29 protein-coding genes are annotated in these 23987 nt (G+C 38.4%); 23 read left to right on the top strand and 6 right to left on the bottom strand.

Features of this window, described 5'->3' with window-relative positions; genetic code table 11:
• The first annotated feature begins 123 nt into the window (after positions 1–123).
• The 14 genes from BN1243_RS10855 to BN1243_RS10800 all read left to right on the top strand — a co-directional run bounded on the left by BN1243_RS10855 (position 124) and on the right by BN1243_RS10800 (position 11687).
• Positions 124–684: a histidine phosphatase family protein gene (locus BN1243_RS10855; RefSeq protein WP_062106708.1), complete on the top strand. Its 561-nt coding sequence runs from the start codon at positions 124–126 to the stop codon at positions 682–684.
• A 111-nt stretch (positions 685–795) separates the two neighbouring features.
• Positions 796–1893 (top strand): sensor histidine kinase, encoded by a 1098-nt coding sequence (locus BN1243_RS10850; protein WP_062106706.1) that lies wholly within the window; start codon positions 796–798, stop codon positions 1891–1893.
• Complete coding sequence (locus BN1243_RS10845) at positions 1890–2525, top strand: response regulator (RefSeq protein ID WP_062106704.1); 636 nt, start codon at positions 1890–1892, stop codon at positions 2523–2525. Before BN1243_RS10850 ends, BN1243_RS10845 begins: the two co-directional genes overlap by 4 nt.
• Before the next feature lie 333 nt (positions 2526–2858).
• On the top strand, positions 2859–3791 hold the full coding sequence (locus tag BN1243_RS10840) for an ABC transporter ATP-binding protein (protein WP_062106703.1): 933 nt from the start codon (positions 2859–2861) through the stop codon (positions 3789–3791).
• Entirely contained in the window at positions 3788–5059 is a 1272-nt protein-coding gene (locus BN1243_RS10835; RefSeq protein ID WP_062106701.1) for an ABC transporter permease, read from the top strand. Before BN1243_RS10840 ends, BN1243_RS10835 begins: the two co-directional genes overlap by 4 nt.
• Positions 5059–6156, top strand: a complete 1098-nt coding sequence (locus BN1243_RS10830; protein WP_062106699.1) for an ABC transporter permease — start codon at positions 5059–5061, stop codon at positions 6154–6156. Before BN1243_RS10835 ends, BN1243_RS10830 begins: the two co-directional genes overlap by 1 nt.
• Before the next feature lie 137 nt (positions 6157–6293).
• Positions 6294–7160, top strand: a complete 867-nt coding sequence (locus BN1243_RS10825) for an SPFH domain-containing protein (protein ID WP_062106698.1) — start codon at positions 6294–6296, stop codon at positions 7158–7160.
• A 12-nt stretch (positions 7161–7172) separates the two neighbouring features.
• Positions 7173–7349, top strand: a complete 177-nt coding sequence (locus BN1243_RS21790; RefSeq protein WP_084781884.1) for a type II toxin-antitoxin system antitoxin — start codon at positions 7173–7175, stop codon at positions 7347–7349.
• Between the two features lie 232 nt (positions 7350–7581).
• On the top strand, positions 7582–7734 hold the full coding sequence (locus BN1243_RS22095) for a cytochrome c oxidase subunit 2A (RefSeq protein WP_154669846.1): 153 nt from the start codon (positions 7582–7584) through the stop codon (positions 7732–7734).
• 15 nt (positions 7735–7749) lie between these two features.
• Positions 7750–8217 (top strand): cytochrome c oxidase subunit II, encoded by a 468-nt coding sequence (locus BN1243_RS10820; RefSeq protein WP_062106694.1) that lies wholly within the window; start codon positions 7750–7752, stop codon positions 8215–8217.
• A 15-nt stretch (positions 8218–8232) separates the two neighbouring features.
• Positions 8233–9912 carry a cbb3-type cytochrome c oxidase subunit I gene (locus BN1243_RS10815; RefSeq protein ID WP_062106691.1) on the top strand — a complete coding sequence of 560 codons (1680 nt, stop codon included), beginning with the start codon at positions 8233–8235 and terminating at the stop codon, positions 9910–9912.
• Positions 9913–10023: 111 nt separating this feature from the next.
• Positions 10024–10656: an SCO family protein gene (locus BN1243_RS10810; RefSeq protein ID WP_062106690.1), complete on the top strand. Its 633-nt coding sequence runs from the start codon at positions 10024–10026 to the stop codon at positions 10654–10656.
• Positions 10657–10660: 4 nt separating this feature from the next.
• Positions 10661–11218 (top strand): hypothetical protein, encoded by a 558-nt coding sequence (locus BN1243_RS10805; RefSeq protein WP_195892103.1) that lies wholly within the window; start codon positions 10661–10663, stop codon positions 11216–11218.
• Positions 11219–11318: 100 nt separating this feature from the next.
• Positions 11319–11687: a cupredoxin domain-containing protein gene (locus BN1243_RS10800; RefSeq protein ID WP_062106688.1), complete on the top strand. Its 369-nt coding sequence runs from the start codon at positions 11319–11321 to the stop codon at positions 11685–11687.
• Between the two features lie 48 nt (positions 11688–11735).
• On the opposite strand, the gene BN1243_RS10795 is transcribed toward BN1243_RS10800, so the two are convergent.
• From BN1243_RS10795 to ilvB, 3 genes are all read right to left on the bottom strand, one after another.
• Entirely contained in the window at positions 11736–12425 is a 690-nt protein-coding gene (locus BN1243_RS10795; RefSeq protein ID WP_062106686.1) for a Crp/Fnr family transcriptional regulator, read from the bottom strand.
• Positions 12426–12503: 78 nt separating this feature from the next.
• Positions 12504–13751, bottom strand: a complete 1248-nt coding sequence (locus tag BN1243_RS10790; protein ID WP_062106685.1) for an anaerobic sulfatase maturase — start codon at positions 13749–13751, stop codon at positions 12504–12506.
• A gap of 60 nt (positions 13752–13811) precedes the next feature.
• Entirely contained in the window at positions 13812–15497 is a 1686-nt protein-coding gene (ilvB, locus tag BN1243_RS10785; RefSeq protein WP_062106684.1) for a biosynthetic-type acetolactate synthase large subunit, read from the bottom strand.
• A gap of 180 nt (positions 15498–15677) precedes the next feature.
• Here ilvB and BN1243_RS10780 point away from each other — a divergent pair, with 180 nt between their 5' ends.
• Positions 15678–16244, top strand: a complete 567-nt coding sequence (locus BN1243_RS10780) for a nucleoside-triphosphatase (protein WP_084781883.1) — start codon at positions 15678–15680, stop codon at positions 16242–16244.
• A gap of 96 nt (positions 16245–16340) precedes the next feature.
• On the opposite strand, the gene BN1243_RS10775 is transcribed toward BN1243_RS10780, so the two are convergent.
• Both BN1243_RS10775 and BN1243_RS10770 read right to left on the bottom strand, forming a co-directional pair.
• The gene (locus tag BN1243_RS10775) at positions 16341–16847 is read right to left on the bottom strand and encodes a hypothetical protein (RefSeq protein ID WP_062106683.1); all 507 of its coding nucleotides are present in this window, start codon (positions 16845–16847) and stop codon (positions 16341–16343) included.
• A gap of 114 nt (positions 16848–16961) precedes the next feature.
• On the bottom strand, positions 16962–17795 hold the full coding sequence (locus BN1243_RS10770; protein WP_062106682.1) for a hypothetical protein: 834 nt from the start codon (positions 17793–17795) through the stop codon (positions 16962–16964).
• Positions 17796–18067: 272 nt separating this feature from the next.
• On the opposite strand from BN1243_RS10770, the gene BN1243_RS22090 reads away from it, so the two are divergent.
• From BN1243_RS22090 to BN1243_RS10760, 3 genes are all read left to right on the top strand, one after another.
• Positions 18068–18232 carry a hypothetical protein gene (locus BN1243_RS22090; RefSeq protein ID WP_154669845.1) on the top strand — a complete coding sequence of 55 codons (165 nt, stop codon included), beginning with the start codon at positions 18068–18070 and terminating at the stop codon, positions 18230–18232.
• A gap of 33 nt (positions 18233–18265) precedes the next feature.
• The gene (locus tag BN1243_RS10765) at positions 18266–18586 is read left to right on the top strand and encodes a hypothetical protein (protein WP_062106681.1); all 321 of its coding nucleotides are present in this window, start codon (positions 18266–18268) and stop codon (positions 18584–18586) included.
• A gap of 258 nt (positions 18587–18844) precedes the next feature.
• Positions 18845–19342 (top strand): NUDIX hydrolase, encoded by a 498-nt coding sequence (locus BN1243_RS10760; protein WP_268258085.1) that lies wholly within the window; start codon positions 18845–18847, stop codon positions 19340–19342.
• A gap of 209 nt (positions 19343–19551) precedes the next feature.
• On the opposite strand, the gene BN1243_RS10755 is transcribed toward BN1243_RS10760, so the two are convergent.
• Complete coding sequence (locus BN1243_RS10755; protein WP_062106675.1) at positions 19552–19965, bottom strand: YlbF family regulator; 414 nt, start codon at positions 19963–19965, stop codon at positions 19552–19554.
• 213 nt (positions 19966–20178) lie between these two features.
• Here BN1243_RS10755 and BN1243_RS10750 point away from each other — a divergent pair, with 213 nt between their 5' ends.
• The 5 genes from BN1243_RS10750 (at position 20179) to BN1243_RS10730 (ending at position 23968) form a co-directional block, all read left to right on the top strand.
• Positions 20179–21426 carry a hypothetical protein gene (locus tag BN1243_RS10750; protein ID WP_062106674.1) on the top strand — a complete coding sequence of 416 codons (1248 nt, stop codon included), beginning with the start codon at positions 20179–20181 and terminating at the stop codon, positions 21424–21426.
• Between the two features lie 84 nt (positions 21427–21510).
• Entirely contained in the window at positions 21511–21744 is a 234-nt protein-coding gene (locus BN1243_RS10745) for a DUF2249 domain-containing protein (RefSeq protein WP_062106673.1), read from the top strand.
• 14 nt (positions 21745–21758) lie between these two features.
• A complete protein-coding gene (locus tag BN1243_RS10740) occupies positions 21759–22082 on the top strand; it encodes a hypothetical protein (protein ID WP_062110569.1) in 324 nt (107 codons plus the stop codon).
• Positions 22083–22176: 94 nt separating this feature from the next.
• Positions 22177–22722: a DUF2249 domain-containing protein gene (locus BN1243_RS10735; protein WP_069201781.1), complete on the top strand. Its 546-nt coding sequence runs from the start codon at positions 22177–22179 to the stop codon at positions 22720–22722.
• Between the two features lie 13 nt (positions 22723–22735).
• Entirely contained in the window at positions 22736–23968 is a 1233-nt protein-coding gene (locus tag BN1243_RS10730) for a hypothetical protein (protein ID WP_062106672.1), read from the top strand.
• Positions 23969–23987 lie beyond the last annotated feature (19 nt).

Here is a 23987-nt window from a genome sequence, read left to right as displayed (position 1 = left end):
TTACAACAATATTCTAGGGAAAATGTCCTATTTGGTAAGATTAAGAGAAAAAAGTTCTTATTTTTAAGTTTTTTTGATAAAGTTATAGAAATACAATTTTTATATATGGGGAAGGGATGCAACATGAAAGTGGCGCTTGTTCGCCATTTTAAGGTGAATGATCAAAAGCCGAACAGTTTACTGACGGCTGATGAGTTTTCTGAATGGATTGACCATTATAATGAAGCGACCATTTTGCCAATTCAGAAAGAGAGTGATCATGGTCAATGGGACCTTTGTTACACGAGTGACCTCATGCGAGCTTTCCACACAGCGAAAAGAATATGTGATTGCGAAATTATTGAAACACCATTACTTAGAGAAATTCCATTAGCTGCCTTCAGTAAAAGACAGTTTAAGTTACCGCTTGCAGTATGGAATTTTGCAGGAAGATTTGCTTGGTTCAGTTCTCACTCTTCCCAGGGAGAAACACGGGAACAAACAAAAAGGCGTGTAAAAAAGTTCATGGATTTGCTAGAATCAAGAAGTGAAGAGAACATATTAGTTGTTTCTCATGGTTTTTTTCTAATTGAGTTATCGAAAGCGCTTCAAAGATCTGGATATGAGGGGAAAAGAAAAAGACGCTGGAAAAATGGAGAAATGATTATTTATGAATTAGCTGAAAAGGTAAGCAGTCTTCAATAGTATTGCAATACTCCAAATATCAGGCCACTGAAGGTCTGATATTTTTCGTACAATTTGTTAGTTGATATAGAGTATGTTTAGTAGAATGGAAGAAGTTAATGGGGGTGGGCCATGAAGTCGTGGTTTGTGCGAATACTTGCGTTTGCTATTTTATGGGGATGTATGTGGGTTGGAAATGATGTAGGGGAAAAGGAGCTTTCTGTTCAACTCATCGTTTGTGCGGCTGCATTTACACTTTATTTTTTTCTCCCGATTGTAAAAAGGCCCGTTTTGTTTTTTGTCATATTACAAAGCCTTCTAAGCGTACTTGTTTTGGTGCATACTCCAATGATTTGGGTATGGCTTTTCTTATTGTTTATAACAGTGGAAGCTGTTTTTCACTTAACTGCTCTGGAATTAAAAGCTTTTATTATATATAGCATTGCCTTACTTATTATAGCAAGCGCACTATTATCGGAATGGGTTCTACCATTATATATATTTGCAATCATTTTATTTTTTATCGAAATCAGGCTAAATCGTTATGTCATGGAGCGGCAGGAACAACGTGACGTTTATGAACAGCTTTTAGGAGAATATCGTCAGTTGAAACGAATGAATCTAGAAAATGAGCAAGTGGCGAGATTGGAAGAACGAACAAGGATTGCCCGAGATATCCACGATTCAGTTGGTCATAAATTGACGGCACTGCTAATGCAACTTGAAATGTTTTCTATGCAGAATCAATCAGGTGAGTATGCGGAGTTAAAACAATTGGCGAAGGAAAGTTTAGAGGAAACGAGACAGGCCGTGAAAACGTTGAAGCAGGAGGAAGTTGCTGGCATTACATCGGTTGTTCAACTTATTAGAAAGCTAGAGTCGGAGAATCATTTGCTCATCCGTTTTACAATGAAACAAGGTGTTTTGCTAACAAAACTATCTAACGCTCAAAGCATTGTTTTATACCGTTCGATTCAAGAGGCTTTAACGAATGCGATGAAACACGGCTCTTCTAGAGAAGTGGAATTGACGTTAGGACGCACGGCCATTGGAGAAATCGAATGGGTCATTTCAAACGTGATTCATGAACCAAAACCGTTTGAACTTGGCTTTGGTTTGACAGCTATGCGTGAACGAATTGAAGAACAAGCCGGCCAATTACGTATTTATCAAACGGATAAAGAGTTTATTATCGAAGGATCCATGCCTGTAAAGGAGAATGTGGGATGAGGAAGAGGATTTTATTAGTCGAGGATCAGGTTATTGTGCGAAAAGGGTTGCGGATGATTTTGGAACAACCTGGTCAATTTGAAATAGTCGGTGAAGCTGGTACTGGGCTAGAAGCCATTGCTGCTATGGAACAGTGCCAAGCCGATTTGATTTTACTCGACATTCGAATGCCTGATATGAACGGTGTTGAAGCAACAAAAATCATAAAACAACGCTGGCCAGAGGTGAAAATCTTAGTATTAACAACTTTTAATGATGAAGAAGCCGCAGTGGAAACGTTAAAGGATGGAGCTAATGGTTTTTTACTGAAAACATCCGAGCCAGAAAAGTTGATCAATGCGGTCGAAAGTTGTTTTGCCGGTGGGTTGGTTTTGCATGAAGAAGTTGCAGCGAAAATGATGCCGCGCTTACTGGAGAAAAAAATGAGTGTGCCTGTTCAAATCCCTTTAACAGACCGTGAACTCGATATCGCTCGGCTCGTAGGCGAGGGGAAAACGAATAAGGAGATATCGGAAATCCTCTATTTATCTGTAGGCACGGTAAAAAACCATATCTCACAAATATTGCAACAACTCGAACTGCGCGACCGAACCCAGTTGGCAATTTATGCAGTGAAAAATGATCTTGTTTAATTGAAACGGCCCTTTGTGAGGGCGTTTTTATTTTGTCTAAATGCTTCAAAGATAGTTATTGGAAGGGGATTTTTTAAGTATGGGCAATAATTATTCGAGTTCGGGAGGGAATTTTTTAAGATTCGGTATAATTTTTCGAGTTGAAAGGGAATTTTTTAAGTTTGGCAATAATTTTTCAAGTTTGGAGGAGAATCTTTCAAAGTTCGGCTGGATTTAACTTTCAAACCATTAAAACTTACCTCATGACCCAAGTCACCCCATTTTATGACTCCAGCTACTCGAAATGATACCGACCCTGCTTTAGAATGAAGCTAAGTGAAAGGGGAGGATCAAATGCTTGAGGCAGTTGAGCTGACGAAGCATTTTAAACAACATAAAGCAGTGCAGGCGATTAATGTTTATTTGAAACGCGGGGAAATTGTTGGCTTACTTGGGCCAAATGGAGCAGGGAAGTCGACAGCGATAGGCATGATTTCGTCCCTGATTACCCCGACAACGGGCGAAGTTTATTTCCAAAAAAAAGATGTATTGAAAAATCCGCAAGTTCTCCGAAAAAAATTAGGAGTAGTTCCTCAGGAGATTGCTTTATATGATGATTTAACTGCGAAAGAGAATCTCGAATTTTTCGGTCGCATCCAGAAAATGAAAAATCCGGAATTAAAGGAAAAGATTCAGGAAGTTTTAGAACAAATCGGACTCCAAGATCAAGGTAAGAAATTAGTAAAACATTTTTCAGGTGGTATGAAACGTCGATTAAATATCGGAGCGGCCCTTTTACATGAGCCAGAAATATTAATTATGGATGAACCAACGGTCGGAATTGATCCGCAGTCGCGCAATTATATTTTAGAAACAGTGAAGCGACTCAATCAAGAAAAGCAAATGACGATCCTATATACAAGCCATTATATGGAGGAAGTAGAGTACCTTTGTGATCGAATTTATATTATGGATCGGGGAAGCATTATTGCATCTGGTACGAAAAAGGAAATCAAAAATATATTGTCTGCTGACCAGATGATCCAGGTTAAAATGGAGCGGGAAAATGAAGAATTCATTCAAATTCTCCAATCTCAACCGATCATCGCTCGTGTTGAAATGAAAGATCATCAAGTGACGATAGTCGTTCCAAAAGAAGTGAATCTAATTGCTAAACTTTTTAAATGGGCGGAAGAAACAAAAGCTAATATTCTTGGCGTAGAAATACAATCACCTACATTGGAAGATGTTTTCCTCCATTTGACGGGGAGGGCGCTTCGAAATTGAGGTTACTTTTATCTTTTATTAAAAAGGAATTATTGCTATTTGTTCGGAGCCCTGATGAATTGCTTGTTCTTCTTGCGATGCCCCTATTATTAATTATGATACTTGGATTTGCTCTTGGATCGCTTATGAATGGAGATGTGCAGTCTTTCTCTGGAAAAGTCGCTCTCGTAAACCATTCGAATGAGGAAGAGGAAATGGAGTTATTTCTTGAGAAATTGACCGATCTGCCTATTCCAACAGAAGCAAAAGAGCAAATGGAGATGGGGGCCAAAAGCCTATTGCCGATTACTATGCTAAAAGAACAAATTTTTAATAATGAAGAGCTCGAATCAATTCTAACCCTTGAGGAAGTGCCCTCGTCAGAACTGGAAGAGCTAAAAACGGCAGAGCAATATTCGGCGATCATCGAAGTTCCACCTCATTTTACTAGTAAAATATTAGAGTTACTTTTTATAGAAGAAAAAGAGATTCCTGCCCTTACGGTGTACTCTAATGAAGGGAAGGAGCTGTCCTCTGCCATTGTCGAGGACATTGTGGGGAATTTTCAAGAACAATATTCTGTTTGGGCAAATTTAGGGAAAGAAGGCTTGCTCAATCCAGATGCAATCTATGTACCAACTCAATCACTTGCTACAGTTGAATCATTGTCAAAAAAGGAACCAATTGGGGCATTTACTTATTACACAATTGGAATGGGCGTCATGTTTATTTTATTTATTGCATCTAGTGTAAGTTCACGCAGTTTTTTAGAAAAAAAATGGAATGTACTTGATCGAATTTTGCTTGCTAATGTACCTGCATGGGCGTATGCTGGTGCTGTTTTCATCTCGACCATTGTACTTGCTGCCTTACAAATGCTTATATTATATGGTGTTGCAGCCATTGCGTATGGAGTACATTGGCCACAATTCTCTCCATTTTTCTTAATCTCCTTAGCCCTAGCTTTGGCAACGGGTGGGATAGCTGTATTATTGATGGCTATTAATCATCGGCTCGGTTCGGAATCTGCATCTAAATTATTTATGAGTGCTTTTGTCGCAGTCCTCTCTTTTGTTGGCGGCAGTTTTACACCTGTCGGGAATATTTCAGAGTTATTAGTGCAAATCGGGCAGTTAACACCAAATGGGGCTGCGATGACGGCTTATATGAAGGTGATGCAGGGGGCAGGCGTTAATGAAATCATCGGTCATCTATTCGTATTATTGGGAACAGCTGCTGTGCTAATCGTTAGTGCATGGTTTACTTTTCCACGAAAGGAGCGCGCGTGATGATTGGGATTATTCGTACAAAAATTCGACTTTTTATTCGCAATCCGTGGTTGTTCCTTATCATGACTTTTATATGCGTCCTCTTTGCTTATTTTGTAGGTAAATCTAGCTATAGCAAGATATACGTGCCTGTATTTAGTGATTTGTCTGAGCAGGAAATGGGGGCATTGCTAACAGAGTTAAACGAATCCGATTTATTTGAATTTGAACATGTTAGTAAACAAGAAGCGAGAGACGCTATTCAGAACGGTAAAGTGGAAGCAGGCCTGGAAGCGCGAGCAGAAGATTTTTCACTAATTATGACAGCTCATTCTGAAAATGCTACTTTATTAGAACAATATGTCCAAACGATCTATATGAAAAAAATCCAAAAAGCTCACTTACTATCGTTAACCGATAATAAGGAAAAGGTTGAACAGATTTGGCAGACAGCCCATGCAAAACCACTTTTTGGGTTGAAAAAGGAAAATTTCCGTAATGATCAATCACGGGTTATTGATAATCAATTACAAGGAATATTTGGATTCTCGTTATTTTTCGTCATTTACACGATTGCATTCAACGTTATTCATATTTTAGAAGAAAAGCGAGCGCGAATTTGGGACCGAATGACTGTCTCTTCTGTGACAAAATGGGAGATGTATGTAGGAAATCTCCTGTATAGTTTTTTGATGGGTTACTTTCAAGTCGTTCTTGTCTTTGTTGCTTTTCGCTACGGAGCGGGGGTCGATTTTCATGGTGGTTTTGGCAAGACATTGCTTTTATTAATCCCCTATGTTTTATCCATTGTCGCACTTTGCATGATGCTTGCTGCATTTTCAAAAACCTTGAGCCAATTTAATGGCCTTGTTCCGCTATTTTCCGTTAGCCTAGCCATGCTCGGAGGTGCTTATTGGCCGATCGAAATCGTATCATCGCCCATTATGCTAGCTATTGGTAAAATCTCGCCATTACTATATGGGATGGAAGCCTTAAAAGGAGCGACATTGTACGGATACGGCTTTACGGATTTATTACAACCAATTAGTATCCTTTTATTAATGGCTGTTGTCATGATGGGAATCGGCATTAATGTGATGGAGCGGAGGAGGGTATAAATAAGGCTAAAGTATGGAGGTGCCAGGCACCGTGGGTAATAATCCCCATGGTGCCAGGCACCTTTTTAAAATTCTACTTCACATTATGACATCAAAGTGATATCATAATGATATAAAGTGAACGGGAGTGATGGGCGATGCAAGAGAAAGATATGTTTAAGATGAATGGTTTAATCGGAGTTATCTTGTTTCTAATCTTCGTGGCAGGAGCTGCTGTTGGAATTTGGCAATTTGACGTAAATGAAAACATCCCACTTTTAATTATTGGTATTTTGTGCGCTTTGCTAGCGGCATTAACTCTTACTGGATTTACAATTATTCAGCCTAATCAAGCGAAAGTATTTACTTTATTTGGTCGCTATCTTGGTGTAATTAAGCATGAAGGCTTTTATTTTACGGTTCCTTTAGCGGTCAGAAGAACCGTTTCCCTTAGGGTAATTAACTTTAACAGTGAAAAATTAAAAGTAAATGATTTAGAAGGGAATCCGGTTGAAATCGCTGCGGTCGTTGTTTATAAAGTTTTTGATTCCGCCAAAGCGGTCTTTGATGTTGAGGATTATAAGGAATTCGTCCACACTCAAAGTGAAACAGGATTACGCCATATTGCAAGTCAGTATCCATATGATAATATGAATAATGATTATGAAATCTCGCTACGCCAGCACTCTGATGAAGTTGGCGATGAGTTGACGAAAGATCTGCAAAAGCGTCTGGAACTTGCCGGTGTGGAAATTATTGAAGCACGAATTATGCACCTTGCGTATGCGAGCGAAATTGCTTCGGCGATGCTCCAAAAACAGCAGGCAAAAGCTGTTCTCGCTGCAAGAAAAGTTATCGTTGATGGTGCAGTAACGATGGTTAAATCAGCCATTGACCAACTGAAGGAAGAGGGAATTGTCGAGCTGGACGAAGAGAAGAAAGCACAAATGGTGAATAACTTGATGGTGGCAATTGTCTCTGATAAAGGGAGCCAACCTGTCATGAATACTGGAACGATTTACTAAGGTTGTGATGTAGTGGCTGAAAAAAAGCGATTTTTACTGCGTGTTGATCAAAAAGTATATGATTCCCTCGAAAAATGGGCAGAGGATGAATTCCGCAGTGTAAATGCGCAAATTGAATTGATTATTAAAAAGGCATTAAAAGATGCTGGAAGACTAAAAAAACAAGAAAATCCTAAAGATGAAAAGTAGAAACTGATCATAAAATATAGATTTAACAAGAAGCTATCCTCGAATTTGAGGGTAGCTTTTTTAAATGGGAAAAGGCTCATGGCACTTAGCCCGTCTAATTACGATGAATACGTCATGATATTTGGCCCACCGTTTTATAAAAGTTTTCATTCTGTGACGCAGGTCACATTATTGAGAAGGATTATCAATTATGATGCAAGTAAGATCGAATTTAAAGGGAGGTTGATGACAGATGGCAGCTTCTAAAGTAAATCGTCAAGAAAATATAGATAAAGAAAGTCAATCAACAACAGTAAAAGGAACAATTTTTTCGGTTACCGTTGTTGGAGTCGTCATTTTCATTACGTATTTAATCATTTATGGCCTCTATATGGCTAGAGTCTAGGGAGGGGAAAGAGAGATGAAAATGCGTCGTTCAGAAGAAATTTGGCTCATCATTAGTTTCGGGATGATAATCGGATTTATGTTAATCACGGGTTACCAAACTTTCGCATTAGAGATGGGACCACCAAGCAATAAAGAAACCCTTGATCCACAAAAAGTAGATGAAACGGCTCCTTTCGATAAACCAGGTGTTTACGAAATCGGTGAAAATGAATATGAAGTTGTGATGACTTTGGAAGTGTTTAATTTTAATCCTGGGAATATCGAAATTCCTGCTGGTTCAACAGTACATTTTATAATGACTTCAAAAGATGTTGTCCACGGATTTCAAATTGCTAAAACGAATGTAAACGCGATGGTTATGCCGGGATATATTCAAAAGATTACCCAGAAATTTAATAAACCTGGTGAATATTTAATTTTATGTAATGAATATTGCGGTGCGGGCCATCATTATATGAGCACGACAATTACGGTGAAATAAAGGAGGGAAAAGGAAATGGGAGTAGCAGTACCTCACAATTTTAAGGAAAAGGCTAATCAAGCGATGGGGATCAGTCCGGAGGATGCAAAACTTACGAAATCATATTTATTAGTTGCCTTTGCAGCACTGCTTGTTGGCGGGATTTTAGGACTTTTACAAGGATTAAACCGGGCTGGATTACTGGAATTGCCATCGTGGCTCAATTATTACCAAGTACTGACCGCCCACGGATTACTTTTAGTACTGGTCTTAACAGCTTTCTTTACAATCGGTTATTTTTATGCGGCCCTTTCCCACACATTAGGGGGAATTCTACCTAAAGTAAGGAAAATGGCATGGATTGGTTTCTGGATGAAGATCATTGGCTTTGTTTTAGCCGTTATCCCCATCATCATGAATGAAGCCAGTGTGTTATACACATTTTATCCACCAATGGCCGCATCTCCAATTTATTATGTTGGATTGGTATTTATCGTTCTTGGTGTCTGGATGTGTGCTTTTGGCTGCTTTATCAATGTGGCTGATTGGAGAAAAAAGCATAAAGGACAACATGTTCCAATTCTTGCATTTTTTGCAACAGGTGTTTTCGTTCTTCTCTTCTTTGGAAGTATCCCTGTTGCAATTGAAGTGTTAACGATCATTCCTTGGGCAGCTGGTTGGGTCGATACAATTAACGTCATGGTTGCGCGGACGCTCTTTTGGGCTTTTGGCCATACATTAGTTAATATTTGGTATTTAACTGCCGTATCTGCTTGGTATGTAATCGTTCCAAAGATTATTGGCGGAAAACGTTGGAATGACTTACTAACAAGGATCATTGTCATTGCACTCGTTATTATGAACATTCCGGGTGGATTTCATCATCAAATTATTGATCCAGGAATTTCGCAATCTATCAAATTTTTACATGTATTTATGAGTCTTGCGATAGGCTTTCCTTCTTTAATGACTGCTTACGCTATGTTTGCAGTATTTGAACGTACTGCTAGAAAAAAGGGTGGAAAAGGGTTAGTTGGATGGTATAAAAAATTACCTTGGGGCGATGTTCGATTCTTGGCTCCGATGGTTGCGATGATCGCGTTTATCCCAGCTGGAGCAGGTGGAATCGTTCAAAGTACGAACCAATTAAACCAAGTCGTCCACAATACATTATGGGTAGTTGGACATTTCCATTTAACAGTCGGAACCTCAGTCATACTTACCTTCTTCGGAATTAGTTACTGGCTCGTTCCTTATATTTCAAAACGGGTTTTAACACCGAAGATGAATAAAATTGGCGTGATTCAAACGCTCATTTGGACAGTAGGTATGCTCTTTATGTCCGGGGCGATGCACTATGTTGGCCTTTTCGGTGCACCGCGCAGAACGGCATATTCAACATACGGGGATAATGCAACAGCACTAGGTTGGGATCCGTACTTGATGTTACTTGCTATCGGGGGAACTCTCTTGATCATTGGCGTTCTTATCCAAGTCTATGCTGTTGTTCACCTCATGTTCTTTGCACCAAAGGGAGAAACGGAATTCCCAATAGCTGAGGAAGAGGAGGGAGCAGCTCCAACACCATATTGGACAGAACGCTGGAGCCGAACAATTTTACTCATGCTACTCGTTGTCGCAATGGGCTATGTCATTCCAATGGTTGATTTTATTGTCAACGCACCGCCCGGGTCGCCGCCTTTCAAAACTTGGTGATTAGAAAAGCGAAGAAATTTGCTAGCCGCTGGAGTCTGGAGCTAGCCAAGGATTGAGCAGGGCATTCGAGTATGAGTGCTGCCCTGCTCCTAAATAAGGGAAGTGATCAGAGTGATCAAATCTAAGCGAAATGCTGTTTCTATCTTTCTTGTCCTATTATTCGGCTCCTTTTTATTCTATATCGGAACGGATGGCTTTCACGCTTTTACTGCAGAAACTGCCAGGGTTAACAAATTAGTGAACGATCAACCAAAATTTCCAGAACTCACTTTAGAAGATAGTAAAGGACAGAAATATTCTATCTCTGAATTTCAAGATAAATATGTTTTAGTGACGTTTTTCTATTCATCCTGTACAACCGTTTGTGTCGATTTAGAATGGAATATGTCTCAAGTTTATCAAATGATACCGAGCAAATATTTGGGAAAAGAGATCGAATTTCTCAGCATCACCTTTGATCCTGAACGAGATACGTCTGCAATATTAGACCGCTACCGTGAGCATTTTGGCAGTGATGGGATAACATGGCGGATGGCAAGGATTTCTGATCAAGCAGAACTAGATTCATTGTTAAAAGAATTTGGTGTCATTGTTATTCCCGATGGAAGCGGAAATTTCACACACAATTCTGCGTTCTATTTACTCGACAAAAATGCGAGACTTATAGATGTTATGGATTATACGAAAGTAGAAGAAGCTGCTAATACAATTGAAGGGATGCTTCAAAGGGAAATGGGGGAGTAGGCTGATGAAACAATCCATCTATGGGTTAGGATTATATGTTTTCTTGCTCCTGCCTCCGGTTGCCCATTTATTAGAATCAATTATGATCGTTCATATGCACATGCAAATGCCAGCACTTGTCATTTCGGGATGGTTAATGGCGCGCTTTTTTCAACTACGCTTTCCCAACTTTTTTAAAAAGTGGAATGAAAATGGTATTCCAGGTATTCTTTTGTTCACCATTATTATGATGTATTGGATGATTCCACGAACAATGGATGAGGCTCTAACCGTGCCGAGTATAGAAGTTTTTAAGTTTATTAGTTTACCATTTTTAGCAGGAATCCCGCTTCGTGATAGTTGGAAAAAAATGCAATCAACAGGTAAAAATGTAATCTTAACGAGTTTCACCCTTCTCTTCATCGGAATGGGGTGGCTATATATTAACGCGCCAGATCAATTATGCAATAATTATGTATTAATTGAGCAAATCACACTTGGTTGGGGATTTTTAACGATGGGCATTTGTATGGTCATTTATTTGATCGCTACCTCATTGATTGACTTTTCACAGTATGAATAATGACAGTTTGATGAAGGTTATCTTATCTGTGATATTCGTCACAAATATTATGGAAAAGGTGTATTAATATAAATTTACAATCGAAAAGGAGGAATTTTTTATGAAAAAGTGGCTAATTGCAATCTGCATCATGATGACTGCAATGTTAGTGATGACGGCGTGTGGCAGTAATGATAGTGAAAGCAGCGAACCAGAAGGTAATGGTGAAGTGAAAGAATTCACGATCAACGCCTCCAATTTTGAATTTGATCTTAAAGAAATCAAAGTGAATAAAGGTGACACTGTAAAAATAACCCTCAAGAATACGGAAGGGAATCATGCCGTTAAATTCGATGGGTATAACAAAGAAGTTAAAGCAGACGATACACTTTCGTTTGTAGCTAATAAAACGGGTGAATTTCAATATGAATGCTCGATCTTTTGTGGCGCCGGACATAGCGATATGGTTGGAAAGTTAATTGTTGAATAAGCAATGAAATAAAAACCGCGAATGTGCCTCATCACATTCGCGGTTTATTTATGATTCTAGCTGCTCCCTTAAGGCATCCGGATCAGTAATGGTAATGCGATTGCGTTCTACACTTAAAATATCTTCTTTACCTGCTTGGCTAAATAGTCGATTAATCGTCTCCCGAGAAGTTCCTACGAAATTAGCAAATTCCTGATTCGTTACGGGAAGGTTAATCTCAATTTTGTCACCTTTTACTACGCCATGTTGATCAGCCAATTTTAATAAAAAAGCAATGGCTCTTTTCTTAACATCTTTTCCCGATAAGCCTTGAAGGCGTTCTTGAAGATCCATAATAATGTTTCCCATAACGCGCATCATTTTAATGGCGATCGAGGGAGTTGTCATGACAAGTTGTTCAAACGACTGAATCGGTATGGCTAAAAGATGTGTATCAGTTAAAGCTTCTGCTGTCGCCGGGTAGGGATTTTGGTCAAAAAAGCCAGCATGGGGAAACATATCTCCTGCCTTTAAAAATGAAACAATTTGTTCATGGCCATTTTCATCTGTTTTATATGTTTTGATTAAACCTTCACGAATAAAATAGACAGCTTCTTTCGGACTTCCTTCAGAAAAGACAATTCCCTTTTTAGGAATGGATCGTGAAATGGTGATTTCTACAATCCGCTCAATTTCCTCTATCGTTAAATCACGAAACAGTGGTACTTGTTTTAGTGATGTGGTTATTTTTTTTCTCACGGAATCTTCTCCTCTACCTATGCTCTCATTTCTATTATAGCGAAATCCATTTGAAAAATGAAAAAGAGGAGAGTTTGATTAATGACTTAGACAGCATTGCTTGTACTTTTTCCCACTTCCGCACGGGCAAAGATCATTTCTCCCTGGTTGTTTTCCTTTGTAGTAAGCTTGAAGGCCTTGCGAAAATAAATTTCGCCGAACCTTTTCAGACAAGGACACCATTCGGTCATGGGCATAAGCATAAAGCTGCCGATAGCTTTCACAAAAATAGTCGGGGTTGGAACTTTGGAGGTCAGCGTTCCATCTTCGATTTCGTGGACAGCCCCCATGACATAAATGAATCCATTCACATGATTTGCATTTTTCAGGTAGTGTCGGTTTCAGTTTTGAAAAAGCTTCATATAACGGATGATTTAAAATATCTATTAATGAATCAGTACCAACGTTCCCGAGTTTCCAGTTAGGGTGTATGTAAAAGTCGCATGGAAAAGCATCCCCATTTTGTTCAAGGATGAGCGTTTTTGCACATGTTTTTCTATGTGTGCACATTTCCGCTTCGCGATGGGCGTAGACACTTAATAGATTATCGAAAAATCGAACAGAAATTATCGGATCCCCATCGTTATACCAATAGTCGAATGCCTCACAAAGAAAATCTCCAAACTCTTCTGGTGTGATCTCATATTCTCCTGGTTGATCGATCTGCTGTGACTGAAATTTCATGCAGGGGATGAACTGGACGTAATGAAATTTTTCTTGCTCATAAAATTGAAATAACTCTTTTGCCTTTTGGACATTATCTTTATGGATCACAGTGAGTATATTAAAATCGACGTTATGCTTTCGCAAATGGGAGATCCCTTTCATCACCATATCAAAGCTGCCTTGTCCATGTGAATATATACGACGGCGATCATGAATTTCTTTCGGACCATCTACACTAACCCCGAGCAAAAAGTTGTATTGTTTAAAGAAGGCAGCCCAGCGATCATTAATTAAAGTTCCGTTCGTTTGTAACCCATTACCAATCATCGCGTGACGTGGTGCATGCTTCTTTTGCAGGCTAACTACTTCTTCGAAAAAGTCGAGGCCAGCCAGTAAAGGTTCTCCACCTTGCCAAGCAAAGGAGGCCATTCCATTGGTTATTTTCATATATTCTTTGATGAATTTTTCAAGCAAACTAGAATCGATTTTCTTAATTTTTTTACCGGGTTTTCCTCCACATGTGCTGTAATAGCAATAATCACATGCTAAATTACAATCTTCTGATACCGTTTTCCACATTACCCCGATTGGGCCGAACATTGTTGAACAGGCTTGTTCCATTCTATTCACACCTTTTACCTCAATTGTAGCGACTTTATTCCACCTCGTTTGTGATAAAGGTCACTTATAACTTTCTTCTTGAATCATCTCCTGATTGCTTTCACCTGGAGGAACGATCGGATAGACATTCGCCTCTTCGATAACTTCGAATTCCATAATAACGGGCCCTTCCATTTGCAGGGCTGTTTGGATTAAATCCTTAGCTTCATGCAAAGAATTTGTTGAAAATCCAGATGCGCCAAATGATTGAGCTAAAGATGCATAATCAGGTGAAGTAATTCGTACAGCTGAGTACCTATGGTTGAGAAATAACTGTTGCCACTGCCGAACCATCCCGAGATAGCCGTTCTTTAAAATAGCGACTTTTACATTTAACTGAAGATCGACTGCTGTCATGATTTCTTGCATATTCATTTGGAAGCTACCGTCTCCGCTTATACAAATGATTTGCCTATTCGGACAAGCAACAGCAGCTCCAATTGCAGCAGGAAAACCATATCCCATCGTTCCTAAACCTCCCGAGGTTAGGAAAGAACGTGGCTTCGTATGGTGATAATGGTGAGCTGTCCAAATTTGATGTTGCCCAACGTCAGTAACAATAACAGCGTCCATCTCTGTTTCCTGATCGATCATACGAATGACTTCTTGAGGAGTTAGTAATTGTTCTTGTTTTTGCTTATAGGCTGGTGCTTGTTTTGACCATTTTTGAATTTTTTCATGCCAATCGTGATGAACTTTTGGCGGAACTTGATCAAGTAATCCATGAAGCATTTCCTCAACTGATCCACAAACAGCAAGATCAACCGCGATATTTTTATTTAGTTCTGCTTCATCAATATCGACTTGGATTTTAAAAGACTTCGGTGAGAAGGTTTTTTTATCACCTGTCACCCGATCGCTAAATCTCATACCTAGGCAGATAAGTACATCCGCCTCATGAATAGCACGGTTTGCTGCGACCGTTCCGTGCATACCGATCATTCCAAGAAAGGAGGGATGATTCGCGGGAATCACGCCAAGTCCCATTAAAGTAGATGCGACAGGAAGGTGGTAACGATCGATTAATTCCCGTAGTAAGGAAGGGCTGTTCCCATGAATGCAGCCTCCGCCAATAAGAAGAACGGGTTGCTTAGCTCCTGCCAATTGTCTAGAAGCGATTTCAAGTTCCTGTTCGGAAATTGTTCTTTCAAATTCGTACCCTTGAATAAATGGGATCTCATTTCTAGGATTTACATGTTCTCCTGTAAATTGTGCTGTCATAATATCCTTGGGTAAATCAATAAGAACAGGCCCAGGTCTTCCAGTCTTTGCAATATGAAAGGCTTCTTTGACGATCCGTGGTAAATCCTTTACATCCATTACCATGAAATTATGCTTAGTAATCGACATCGTCATCCGAAAAATATCTACCTCCTGAAAGCTGTCTAATCCAAGTAATTTTGTGGGAACTTGTCCTGTCAAGACAACAAGTGGAACGGAATCCATATAAGCTGTTGCAATTCCAGTGATCGTGTTTGTGGCACCAGGTCCACTCGTCACTAACGCCACCCCAGTTTTCCCGCTCACTCTTGCATAACCATCTGCCGCGTGAACAGCGGCTTGCTCATGGCGAACGAGTATATGTTTAATAGTTTCGCAATCATATAAGGCATCATACACAGGCAACACAGCTCCACCAGGGTAGCCAAATATAGTGTCGACCTGAGCATCTTCCAATAAATTTATGAGCAATTGAGCTCCGTACATGGGGGATCACTCCTAAGTGTTTTCAAAAATTTGTAGTATATTGCATGTTATCAGAAAACTCGGGGAGAGTTTGTGACTTGGGTCACATCTGGTTTGAAAAGGTAGTTAATATATAGGGTTAAAGATTTATATAATAAATGTTAGAATTGTTTAAAAAGTGAAGAGGTGGTCAGAGGATAAATGAACAGTGACAAAGATAATATGAGTGCATTTTTACTCACGGGAAAGCCTAGAATGGGCAAAACAACGATGATAAAAAAGCTAATTAATGAAATTGGATTAGAAAATTGTGGAGGGTTTTACACGGAGGAAATAACTAATTTAAATGATCGAATAGGCTTTAGATGTGTGTCCATTACTGGGGAAAGTGTGGAAATCGCAAATGTAGAAAGCACTAGCAAAACGCGGGTTGGAAGATACGGTATTAATGTAGAACAGTTTGAGGAATTTGCAGTTAGGATTTTACAAAATGATTTACATTCAAAGAAAATACTCGTCATCGATGAAATTGGATTTATGCAGATGCTTTCAAAACCTTTTCAAATAATCGTTCAACAGATTATTTCCGATGAAAAATTGGTTATTGGAACAATACCTTTAGACAGCCATCCTGAGATTGATAAAATTAAGTGTTTGAAAGAAGTAAAGATAACAAGTTTAAATGAATTAAATCGTGATCGGATATTAGAACCTTTGAAGAAAGATATTCTAAAAGCTCTAGATTCCAAAGGGATGGTAAAGAATTAAGTAGATTGCCTACGAAAAACGGCAGCCTTTTTTAAGGCTGTCGTTTTTAAACCCGTTCACAGCAAATTAAACCCGTTCAGTTGTTTCAACACAATCTTAATTAAGGAGATCACCTAACTCCAAAAACGTCTTCACTTCTTTAGATTGCCACGTATTGTCTTTATAATGAACTGTAACTTGTACCACAAATCCTTCTGTATTTGAACGAAATTTGCTACCTTCAAAAACGACGTTGTTGTTGTCCTTAAACTCAACTTTATCTAACGAAAGAAACACTCCTTTTAAAGAGCTTGTATTGGAATCGTATAATTCTGTTTCCTTTAGTTCTTGAACAGTAGCCTCCGTCATATCTACATCAACTTCATATTTTTTCTTGAAGTAGCTTAAAACTGCTTCTTTATCACTTTCGTCTACTTCCTCCAACATACTCATATTAATGGCTATAAATTCCATACCACTATTCAGTTCTTCATCTTGTTCCATGATAGCATCCAATGCAACGCTATATATTTCTCCTAACTGTTTCTTTGGTTCCGGGGCGTTATTACAACCGGAAATCAAAAGTGACATAAAAATCAAAATAGAGAAATACCTTATTTTCATATTCCACCTCCTTAATTACATGGACGACGTTAGTGTTAATTTCGTTTCGAATAAATTTTTTCTTGAATTAAGCTGCCTTGTAGTTTAAGAACATTTCTCTACAAATATATGGCCTTATTGTAAAGGGTTTTCTGTTAAGCATTCTTTTTCGGGATTCATGTATACCTGTATCCATGAGCCATTGTTTACCTTACGATATTGGGCAATTTCTACATCTGTTCCATTAGTCAAGGTGACAAAAATAAAACAATAATCCGCTCCATCCGTACCATGAAAATAAATATTCTTAAAGTATCCATCTTTCGCTGTCGGGTACATTTGTTGTATCAATTTACACCAACTCCCATACTTCACTTCAAGGACAGACTCCCCGTCATGGTTCCAACCATGATATGGTGCACACAAAAAATCCTCTTCAAACTTACTCAAACTTGAAATGCGAAAGCCCTCTTTTTCATGAATTAGCTGAATATATCCGTACGAATAACCAAAATACTCAGCACGCTTATCTATAAACCCCTCAATCGTTTCAAGTTCATAAAAAAACTTTATTTCCTTTTTTCTATTAGGTACTCGAAATAGTTTTATCAAACTCGTATGCCCTATTCCAGCAAATGATTTAAGATAGTCATCATAACTTAATATTTTTTGATATTCTTTAGACAGAAAATTATAAGCGATCGGAAACGGAGTACGAGCCTGACCAACCGTACCGCAACTTCTTGCTCCCATATTTTCAGCTTCACGAAGAACACTAAAATAGTTAAGAATAGTATCCTCTGGGGTTCTAGTCAATTCAGGGGGTAAATTAATTTGATCATGAGCTTTTTCAGAAAAAGGTGAAAAGAACTCCCAGTTATCAAATCTTAAATTTAAAGCTTTTAAGCAAGATGGACGAAAATATTTTTGATGATAAGAGGTCATATCCATCTTCTTCCGTTTTTGCATATTCATCACCCACTCTTAGTTTATGGGCGAACAATGGATAGGTGAAATATATGTATCCGATTTCCTTTAGTTTTTAAGGATCATTGGCTGACGAAGAATGATGAGGTCTTTAACTAATGAGGCAATCTTTCAATAGGTGGCTGTTTTTATGGAATTGAAGGGCTGGATAGAAAGTAAATTATTAAGAATTGTCGATTGGAGCTTTCCTATATGTAAAAACGTATTATTGATAAATTATATTAAGAGAAAACTAGTAAGGAGCAGAAACTAAATTGACTAAAGGTAAATTAGTTATTCCCTTGCTTGTATTTTGTCTTTGCTTCACTGGATGGCAAGTAGTTAAAGCACTCCAACAAAAAGATATAGAAAAAGATTACTATGATTTAGGTTACAAATCTGTTTCAGCTGCAAAACAAGATGCAGAAACTTACTATTAAACAAACTTAGATTTACCAAAGGTAATACCGCCTTTGGATTTTACGCACTCTTTTGGAAGATTTAATGCTGAAAATGAGAGTCTTGAGATTGAATACTTAAACGTAGAGAAAGATTTTAATTATATTATAAATGTGATTCCTGCTAAAAGAGGGGTAAACTTACTTTCACGTACAGATTCAAAAATCACTCTTGATCATGGAGCTCATGCTTATTATAATACAACGGAACGAGGTCAAAGAAATATAATTGTCTTTATGTTTGAAAAAGGTGATTGGTACTATATGTTAAGTATTCAAGAGAGCCTATTAGATAAACCTCTATCTACATTAACAGATATTGCAAATTCATTATAAATTTCCCCAAATCCACAGGGAAAGTGCCTTTTTATTTGGGTAAAAAAGTTTATATTTGCTAGTGAAAGGTTGTAGATCAACTAACGGTGTAAATTAAACAAGGACTCATGTTCCTTTTATTGTACTACCGGAGCATGTTAGTAAAATAACATTGTAGGACATGCGAACAAATTGACGTTCTTTACTCTTTCGCGGTATCGATACAGATTATAGAACAAGAGAATAAACAGGAGGCTGGAGTTTTTGAGACTTAGACAAATGGCAGTCGCTTTCCTATTGAATGAAGAACAAGAGGTTTTGTTTCTGCAAAAAGAGCAAAAAGGCACTTTTCTTGCAGGGCTTTTAGTCCCAATAGGTGGACATATGGAAGAAACTGAAATAAACGAACCACAAAAGGCTTGTTTAAGAGAGGTCCAGGAAGAAACTGGTTTAAAGGGCGAAAGTATAGAAAATCTTAAACTTAGATATATTGTACATAGAATAAAAGGAAGTCACGAAATTCGAATACAATATGTTTTCTTTGGCACTGTTTCTAAAAATTCTACTTTAATTAAAAGTGATGAAGGTTCTTTAAAATGGATAGGTTACAAGGATATTCCAAATTATAATGTTACAGCCACTACGATTGAAATAGCTAAACATTACAAAGAAATAGCTAAATATAATGAAGCTGTTTACGTGGGCTCAATGAAATCAGAAAAAGGAAACCCTGAAATTACTTGGGGACTATTAGAGGATTGGGAACTACGGGATTAGAGAGGCAATCTCACGTCCCATCCGATCGGAAAACAGAGTTTTATGGGACTGGAGAGACTGCCTCAATTTGAAAATTTCGGGATCGGGTTATTGCTTTTCTAATAGACACGGACTTTTTCTGTGCCCAAAGTTTTTTACTTGCTATTCATCCGTTAGAGAAAAATCTTAATCCCGCACAGAAATACTTCCATTCAAGGGGACGTTCCTAATCAATGTCCCCCACAAGCCCCGCCACAGCCACAACCCTCTTTTTTCAATTCCCGCGGAAGCGGAAGGCGATTTAGTTCGACTGTTTTCTGGTAATATTGGCTAATTAAGTCATGGATCGTACTGAACTCACGTTGGGCAAATAAGTATTCGCGAATGACGGTGCTTTCGTATAAATTCATTTCTGCCTGCTCAAGAGCGGCTACTTCTTCCTCCGTTAGACCCATTTCTTGATCTTTTTGTTGATAAGCTTCGTATTGATCGACAAATTGGTTATATTGATCCTGTGCAGACTGATCAGCTGCAAAATTCTCAATCATTTCCCTTAATGCTTGGAAATCTTCTTGTTCCAATAATTCAGAGCAAAAGCCCTCCATCTTCTCAGAAACAAAATCTCTGTCCAGTTTTATCATCATAAAAAGTCCTCCTTTATCCTGCATTTACTGCTTGTAAAGTCAACAGCCAATTAATGCCCAATTCGAACAACTAATAATCAGTAGGGGAAAGAATCCCGCACATCTTCTACTACTTTACGATGATTACTTTAGAAAAACTGTGATAAGGCTCACAATTTTACTTATTAGGGAACGATAAAATGTAGATAACGAAAAAATCTTGGAGGTGGGCACATGGCACATGCTTTTAAAAAGACTCCACCCAATGTACATATTTTAAAATTAACCTTCTTTTTCTTTGGAAGTGGCATTTTTTTATTTTTAACAGCCATGATTGCAGCAATTTGGTTATTCCCAGAACTTGTACAACTGCAATCAGTACGGAATCCAAAGGGGTGGTTGCTAGCTCATTTATTTTTACTAGGGTGGGCAACGATGGTCGCGATGGGAGCAAGTTATCAAATTACGCAAGTAGTCTTACGTACCTCCTTGTACAGCCGAGCGATCGGGTATATTCATTTCTTCCTTTATTTGATTAGTTTTATAGCACTACTTGCAGGATTTCTTACCGATTATAAGTGGATTGCCTTTGGGGGAGGCGGTCTAACCATCGCAATCATTTTATATATTTTTAATGTGATGATGACCTTTATTCGTAAAAAGGAATGGAATGTTTACGTCTTTGGCGTTAGCCTTTCACTACTAGCCTTACTTCTAACCGTTTTTCTTGGAATGGCGATGGGATTCGTCTTTGGGTTCGGCTGGAATAGCGAATGGCACGAATTGTTTTTAATAGGCCATCTCTGGTTTGGGATTGGTGGTTGGCTCTCAGCCTTAATTATCGTCTACAGTTTTAAACTATTGCCGATGTTTCTTATTTCAAGAAAAAAGCCAAGCCGCAGTGCATATTGGATTATTGGGATTTTTCATTTAGGTGTTTGGATAAAAGCTTTATCAGCCTTGTTAGATGTGACGTGGGTAGACATCATTGCTACCATATGTTTCTTCCTTTCACTTCTTTACTTCATTGTCTACATTTTTGACATTCTCAAGTTACGAGTTAGCAAGCGTCCGATCGGCACTGTCAAAATCGCCTTTATCTTGCTCCCGATTAGTTTTATATCATTTGTCATTTGGAGTATAGAGGGAGACCAACCGTTCTTAACAGAAGCCTTCATTATGGTCATCGTCCTCGGACTTTTTACAGGCTCGATCCTTAGTTATTTAGCGAAAATTATTCCCTTTTTATGGTGGCCGTATCGCTATTCAACAAAGGAAACAAGAAAAGAGGCAGTTCTTTTAGGCGATATGTTACCAGAAAGAAGAATGACATGGGAATTGGCAGGCTATTTACTTGGGATCATGCTTGTTATTACTGGATTTATGATCAAAAACGCTTCCTTAACAGTAACTGGTCAAATCATAGCGGTCCTATCCGTTGTCACCTATTTAATCGAATTAACTCGTACCTTTCGATATTAAAGTCGATTTTGTGATGCAGATCACAGTAATGATATTCATTCTCAATTAAAATGTGAAGTATCATAATCTAGGAGGTACAGAGTAATGAATACATATGCTGCAACAGTAAAAGTAACAGAATATCCACCACATCTTAAGCACAAGGTAATTTTTGAAACATACAAAAAGTTAGAATCTAAAGAAGCGATGTTAATCGTTAATGATCATGATCCGATACCACTTCGCTATCAACTAGAATCCATGTTCCCAGATCAATTTGAATGGGAATATGTAGAACAAGGTCCTTCGACATTTCAAATCAAAATTGAGAAGTTATAAGGTCGTTGCTTGTTATGGCCAATGTTGAAATTGTTGATGAAAAAACATTGAAAATTACTGTTGGACTAGAAGATGCCGTTACGATGGTGCAGGAAGCAGCGCAGAATATTGAGGAATATGCTCATGATATCGTGACGATTTTTGAAAAAATGCCAGAGTTCGATTACACATTCTTTTGTTTCTATGCTTATGATAGCGCGAAACTATTTGAGAAAATGCTCAGTGTTGATCCGAAGCAATATACTTCCTTTTCTCTTGAGGCACCGGATAGTTTCTTTTACTCGCTTTACGGCGGAATGGCTGGGATGTATGGCGAAGCCCTGAAGCAACTCCATTAATTCAAGGACGGCTAGTTCGAGTGTCATTGACAATCTCTAACTAGCCGTTTTTCCCTAGACTAATGTCAAATACTTTTCAAGGAGTTGATCAACCTTGGAGCAAAAGAATATCGTTGAACTGGACGTTCGTCCTCAACTACAGAAGAAAATTGAGCCGTTTCAACTCATTATGGATACGGTCAAAAGCTTAAAGAAAGAAGATGTTTTTATCCTTCATGCCACTTTCAAGCCAACACCACTCCTTGGAGTTATGAAAATGAAGGGTTATGTGAACAAGGTGGAGAAGCAGAAAAAAAATCACTGGACTGTAACTTTTGTTCATAAAAAATATAAGCAGTGGTTGGATGGAGAGGAATCACAGGCTGAAGATACACTTACTGCTGTTCTACAGTCTAAGGAAAAGGCTTCATCCAAGAGGGAGCCTAAAACGATTACATTAGATAATCGGGGACTAGAACCTCCGCAACCAATGATGCGGACTTTAGCGGCTTTGGATCGTTCGCTTCCTGGCGATTCCGTCCATATTCATAATGATCGTGTCCCCATTTTTCTTATTGAAGAGTTAAACCATCTTGGTTGCCCATTCGAAGTGGAGGAGCAGGGAGATGGCTCGGCGAAAGTAAAGATTCAAAAAGTATAAGGAGGCGAGAGGCATGTTCCGTCTCCCATTTCTTTTCATTATTACTGGGATCATCGGATTTGTTTTCTTTCAAGTTTCATCAATACTAACTCTTACAGATTGGATCAATCAAGGGTTGCGTGGCCCGACTGGTTGGTTTCATACGCACCTATTTATCCTTGGTTGGGCAACTATGCTCGCTATGGGAGCGGTATACCAACTGATTAACGTTATTTTACAGACGAAAATATATAGTGAAAAATTAGGCTACATTCATTACGTAGTTTTTACCGTTGGGCTTTGCGGACTTTTGTATGGATTTTGGACTGTAAAAACGACATGGATTGGGCTATTTGCCATTTTAACCATGGTCGGTATTTTTCTATTTGCATGGAATATGGGGGTAACTCTTTTCCAAGCGAAAAAATGGGATGCGATCACAATTAGTGCTGCCTTAGCAGTATTGTATTTAGTGCTAACAGCTATATTGGGTCTTGCAATGGGGATGAATTTTTACAAAGGCTACTGGAACTCTTATCACGACCATTTCTTTGGAGCCCATATTTGGCTTGGGACAGTAGGCTGGTTTGGTCTCTTAATTACCGGATTTAGTTATAAAATGTTGCCCATGTTCTATTTATCTCATAATTACCGAGAACGGTTGCAAAAAGTTACTTTGGTCATCTGGAATCTAGCAGTACTGTTTGGAGCAGCTGCATTTTTATTTGGGGGCGGTCATTGGTTCGTCATGTTTGCTGTATTTCTACTCACGATAGCTATTGTGACGTATAACCTTCATTTACTACAAATAAAAAAACATCGAGTAAAAAGGAATCCAGGTAAAGGAATTATCTGGTCCGTTTATGCTAGTCAAGCTTTGCTAGTTTTTGCAGTTTGCCTGATTTTATATTTTTTATTTTTCCCTGAACAATTGCTTGCCTCAAGATCTGTTTTATTAATCGGCTGGATTTATTTAGGTGGTTGGGTCTCCTTCACAATTTTGTGTTATGCATCAAAAATAGTTCCTTTTCTTTGGTGGACGCATAAATATGGCAAATTTGCTGGTAAACCAGGAACGCTTTTAATGGCGGATATGTTAGATGAAAAGAAAGTTCATTGGGGGTTGTTGTTTGTCGCTTCATTCCTACTAATTTTATTTGCCGGGATCACATTTGATATGGAAATGATCATTGCGGTTAGTGGAACTGCTTTTTCTCTTAGTTCCATTTTGTACATTATATTAATTGGACGTGTCTTCGCACGCTAAAGTTTTTAACTAGGAGTGA

Source organism: Bacillus niameyensis, assembly GCF_001375535.1.
GTDB classification, from domain to species: Bacteria; Bacillota; Bacilli; order Bacillales; family Bacillaceae_C; genus Lederbergia; species Lederbergia niameyensis.
This window is presented reverse-complemented; position numbering and strand designations above follow the sequence as displayed.

What these genes read in the sequence shown, in the direction of transcription:
- BN1243_RS10855 (WP_062106708.1), top strand. Translation starts at nt 124, where the DNA reads ATGAAAGTGGCGCTTGTTCGCCATTTTAAGGTGAATGATCAAAAGCCG.
- BN1243_RS10850 (WP_062106706.1), top strand. Translation starts at nt 796, where the DNA reads ATGAAGTCGTGGTTTGTGCGAATACTTGCGTTTGCTATTTTATGGGGA.
- BN1243_RS10845 (WP_062106704.1), top strand. Translation starts at nt 1,890, where the DNA reads ATGAGGAAGAGGATTTTATTAGTCGAGGATCAGGTTATTGTGCGAAAA.
- BN1243_RS10840 (WP_062106703.1), top strand. Translation starts at nt 2,859, where the DNA reads ATGCTTGAGGCAGTTGAGCTGACGAAGCATTTTAAACAACATAAAGCA.
- BN1243_RS10830 (WP_062106699.1), top strand. Translation starts at nt 5,059, where the DNA reads ATGATTGGGATTATTCGTACAAAAATTCGACTTTTTATTCGCAATCCG.
- BN1243_RS10825 (WP_062106698.1), top strand. Translation starts at nt 6,294, where the DNA reads ATGCAAGAGAAAGATATGTTTAAGATGAATGGTTTAATCGGAGTTATC.
- BN1243_RS22095 (WP_154669846.1), top strand. Translation starts at nt 7,582, where the DNA reads ATGGCAGCTTCTAAAGTAAATCGTCAAGAAAATATAGATAAAGAAAGT.
- BN1243_RS10820 (WP_062106694.1), top strand. Translation starts at nt 7,750, where the DNA reads ATGAAAATGCGTCGTTCAGAAGAAATTTGGCTCATCATTAGTTTCGGG.
- BN1243_RS10815 (WP_062106691.1), top strand. Translation starts at nt 8,233, where the DNA reads ATGGGAGTAGCAGTACCTCACAATTTTAAGGAAAAGGCTAATCAAGCG.
- BN1243_RS10805 (WP_195892103.1), top strand. Translation starts at nt 10,661, where the DNA reads ATGAAACAATCCATCTATGGGTTAGGATTATATGTTTTCTTGCTCCTG.
- BN1243_RS10800 (WP_062106688.1), top strand. Translation starts at nt 11,319, where the DNA reads ATGAAAAAGTGGCTAATTGCAATCTGCATCATGATGACTGCAATGTTA.
- BN1243_RS10790 (WP_062106685.1), bottom strand. Translation starts at nt 13,751, where the DNA reads ATGGAACAAGCCTGTTCAACAATGTTCGGCCCAATCGGGGTAATGTGG.
- ilvB (WP_062106684.1), bottom strand. Translation starts at nt 15,497, where the DNA reads ATGTACGGAGCTCAATTGCTCATAAATTTATTGGAAGATGCTCAGGTC.
- BN1243_RS10780 (WP_084781883.1), top strand. Translation starts at nt 15,678, where the DNA reads ATGAACAGTGACAAAGATAATATGAGTGCATTTTTACTCACGGGAAAG.
- BN1243_RS10775 (WP_062106683.1), bottom strand. Translation starts at nt 16,847, where the DNA reads ATGAAAATAAGGTATTTCTCTATTTTGATTTTTATGTCACTTTTGATT.
- BN1243_RS10770 (WP_062106682.1), bottom strand. Translation starts at nt 17,795, where the DNA reads ATGCAAAAACGGAAGAAGATGGATATGACCTCTTATCATCAAAAATAT.
- BN1243_RS10760 (WP_268258085.1), top strand. Translation starts at nt 18,845, where the DNA reads ATGGCAGTCGCTTTCCTATTGAATGAAGAACAAGAGGTTTTGTTTCTG.
- BN1243_RS10755 (WP_062106675.1), bottom strand. Translation starts at nt 19,965, where the DNA reads ATGATGATAAAACTGGACAGAGATTTTGTTTCTGAGAAGATGGAGGGC.
- BN1243_RS10750 (WP_062106674.1), top strand. Translation starts at nt 20,179, where the DNA reads ATGGCACATGCTTTTAAAAAGACTCCACCCAATGTACATATTTTAAAA.
- BN1243_RS10745 (WP_062106673.1), top strand. Translation starts at nt 21,511, where the DNA reads ATGAATACATATGCTGCAACAGTAAAAGTAACAGAATATCCACCACAT.
- BN1243_RS10740 (WP_062110569.1), top strand. Translation starts at nt 21,759, where the DNA reads ATGGCCAATGTTGAAATTGTTGATGAAAAAACATTGAAAATTACTGTT.
- BN1243_RS10730 (WP_062106672.1), top strand. Translation starts at nt 22,736, where the DNA reads ATGTTCCGTCTCCCATTTCTTTTCATTATTACTGGGATCATCGGATTT.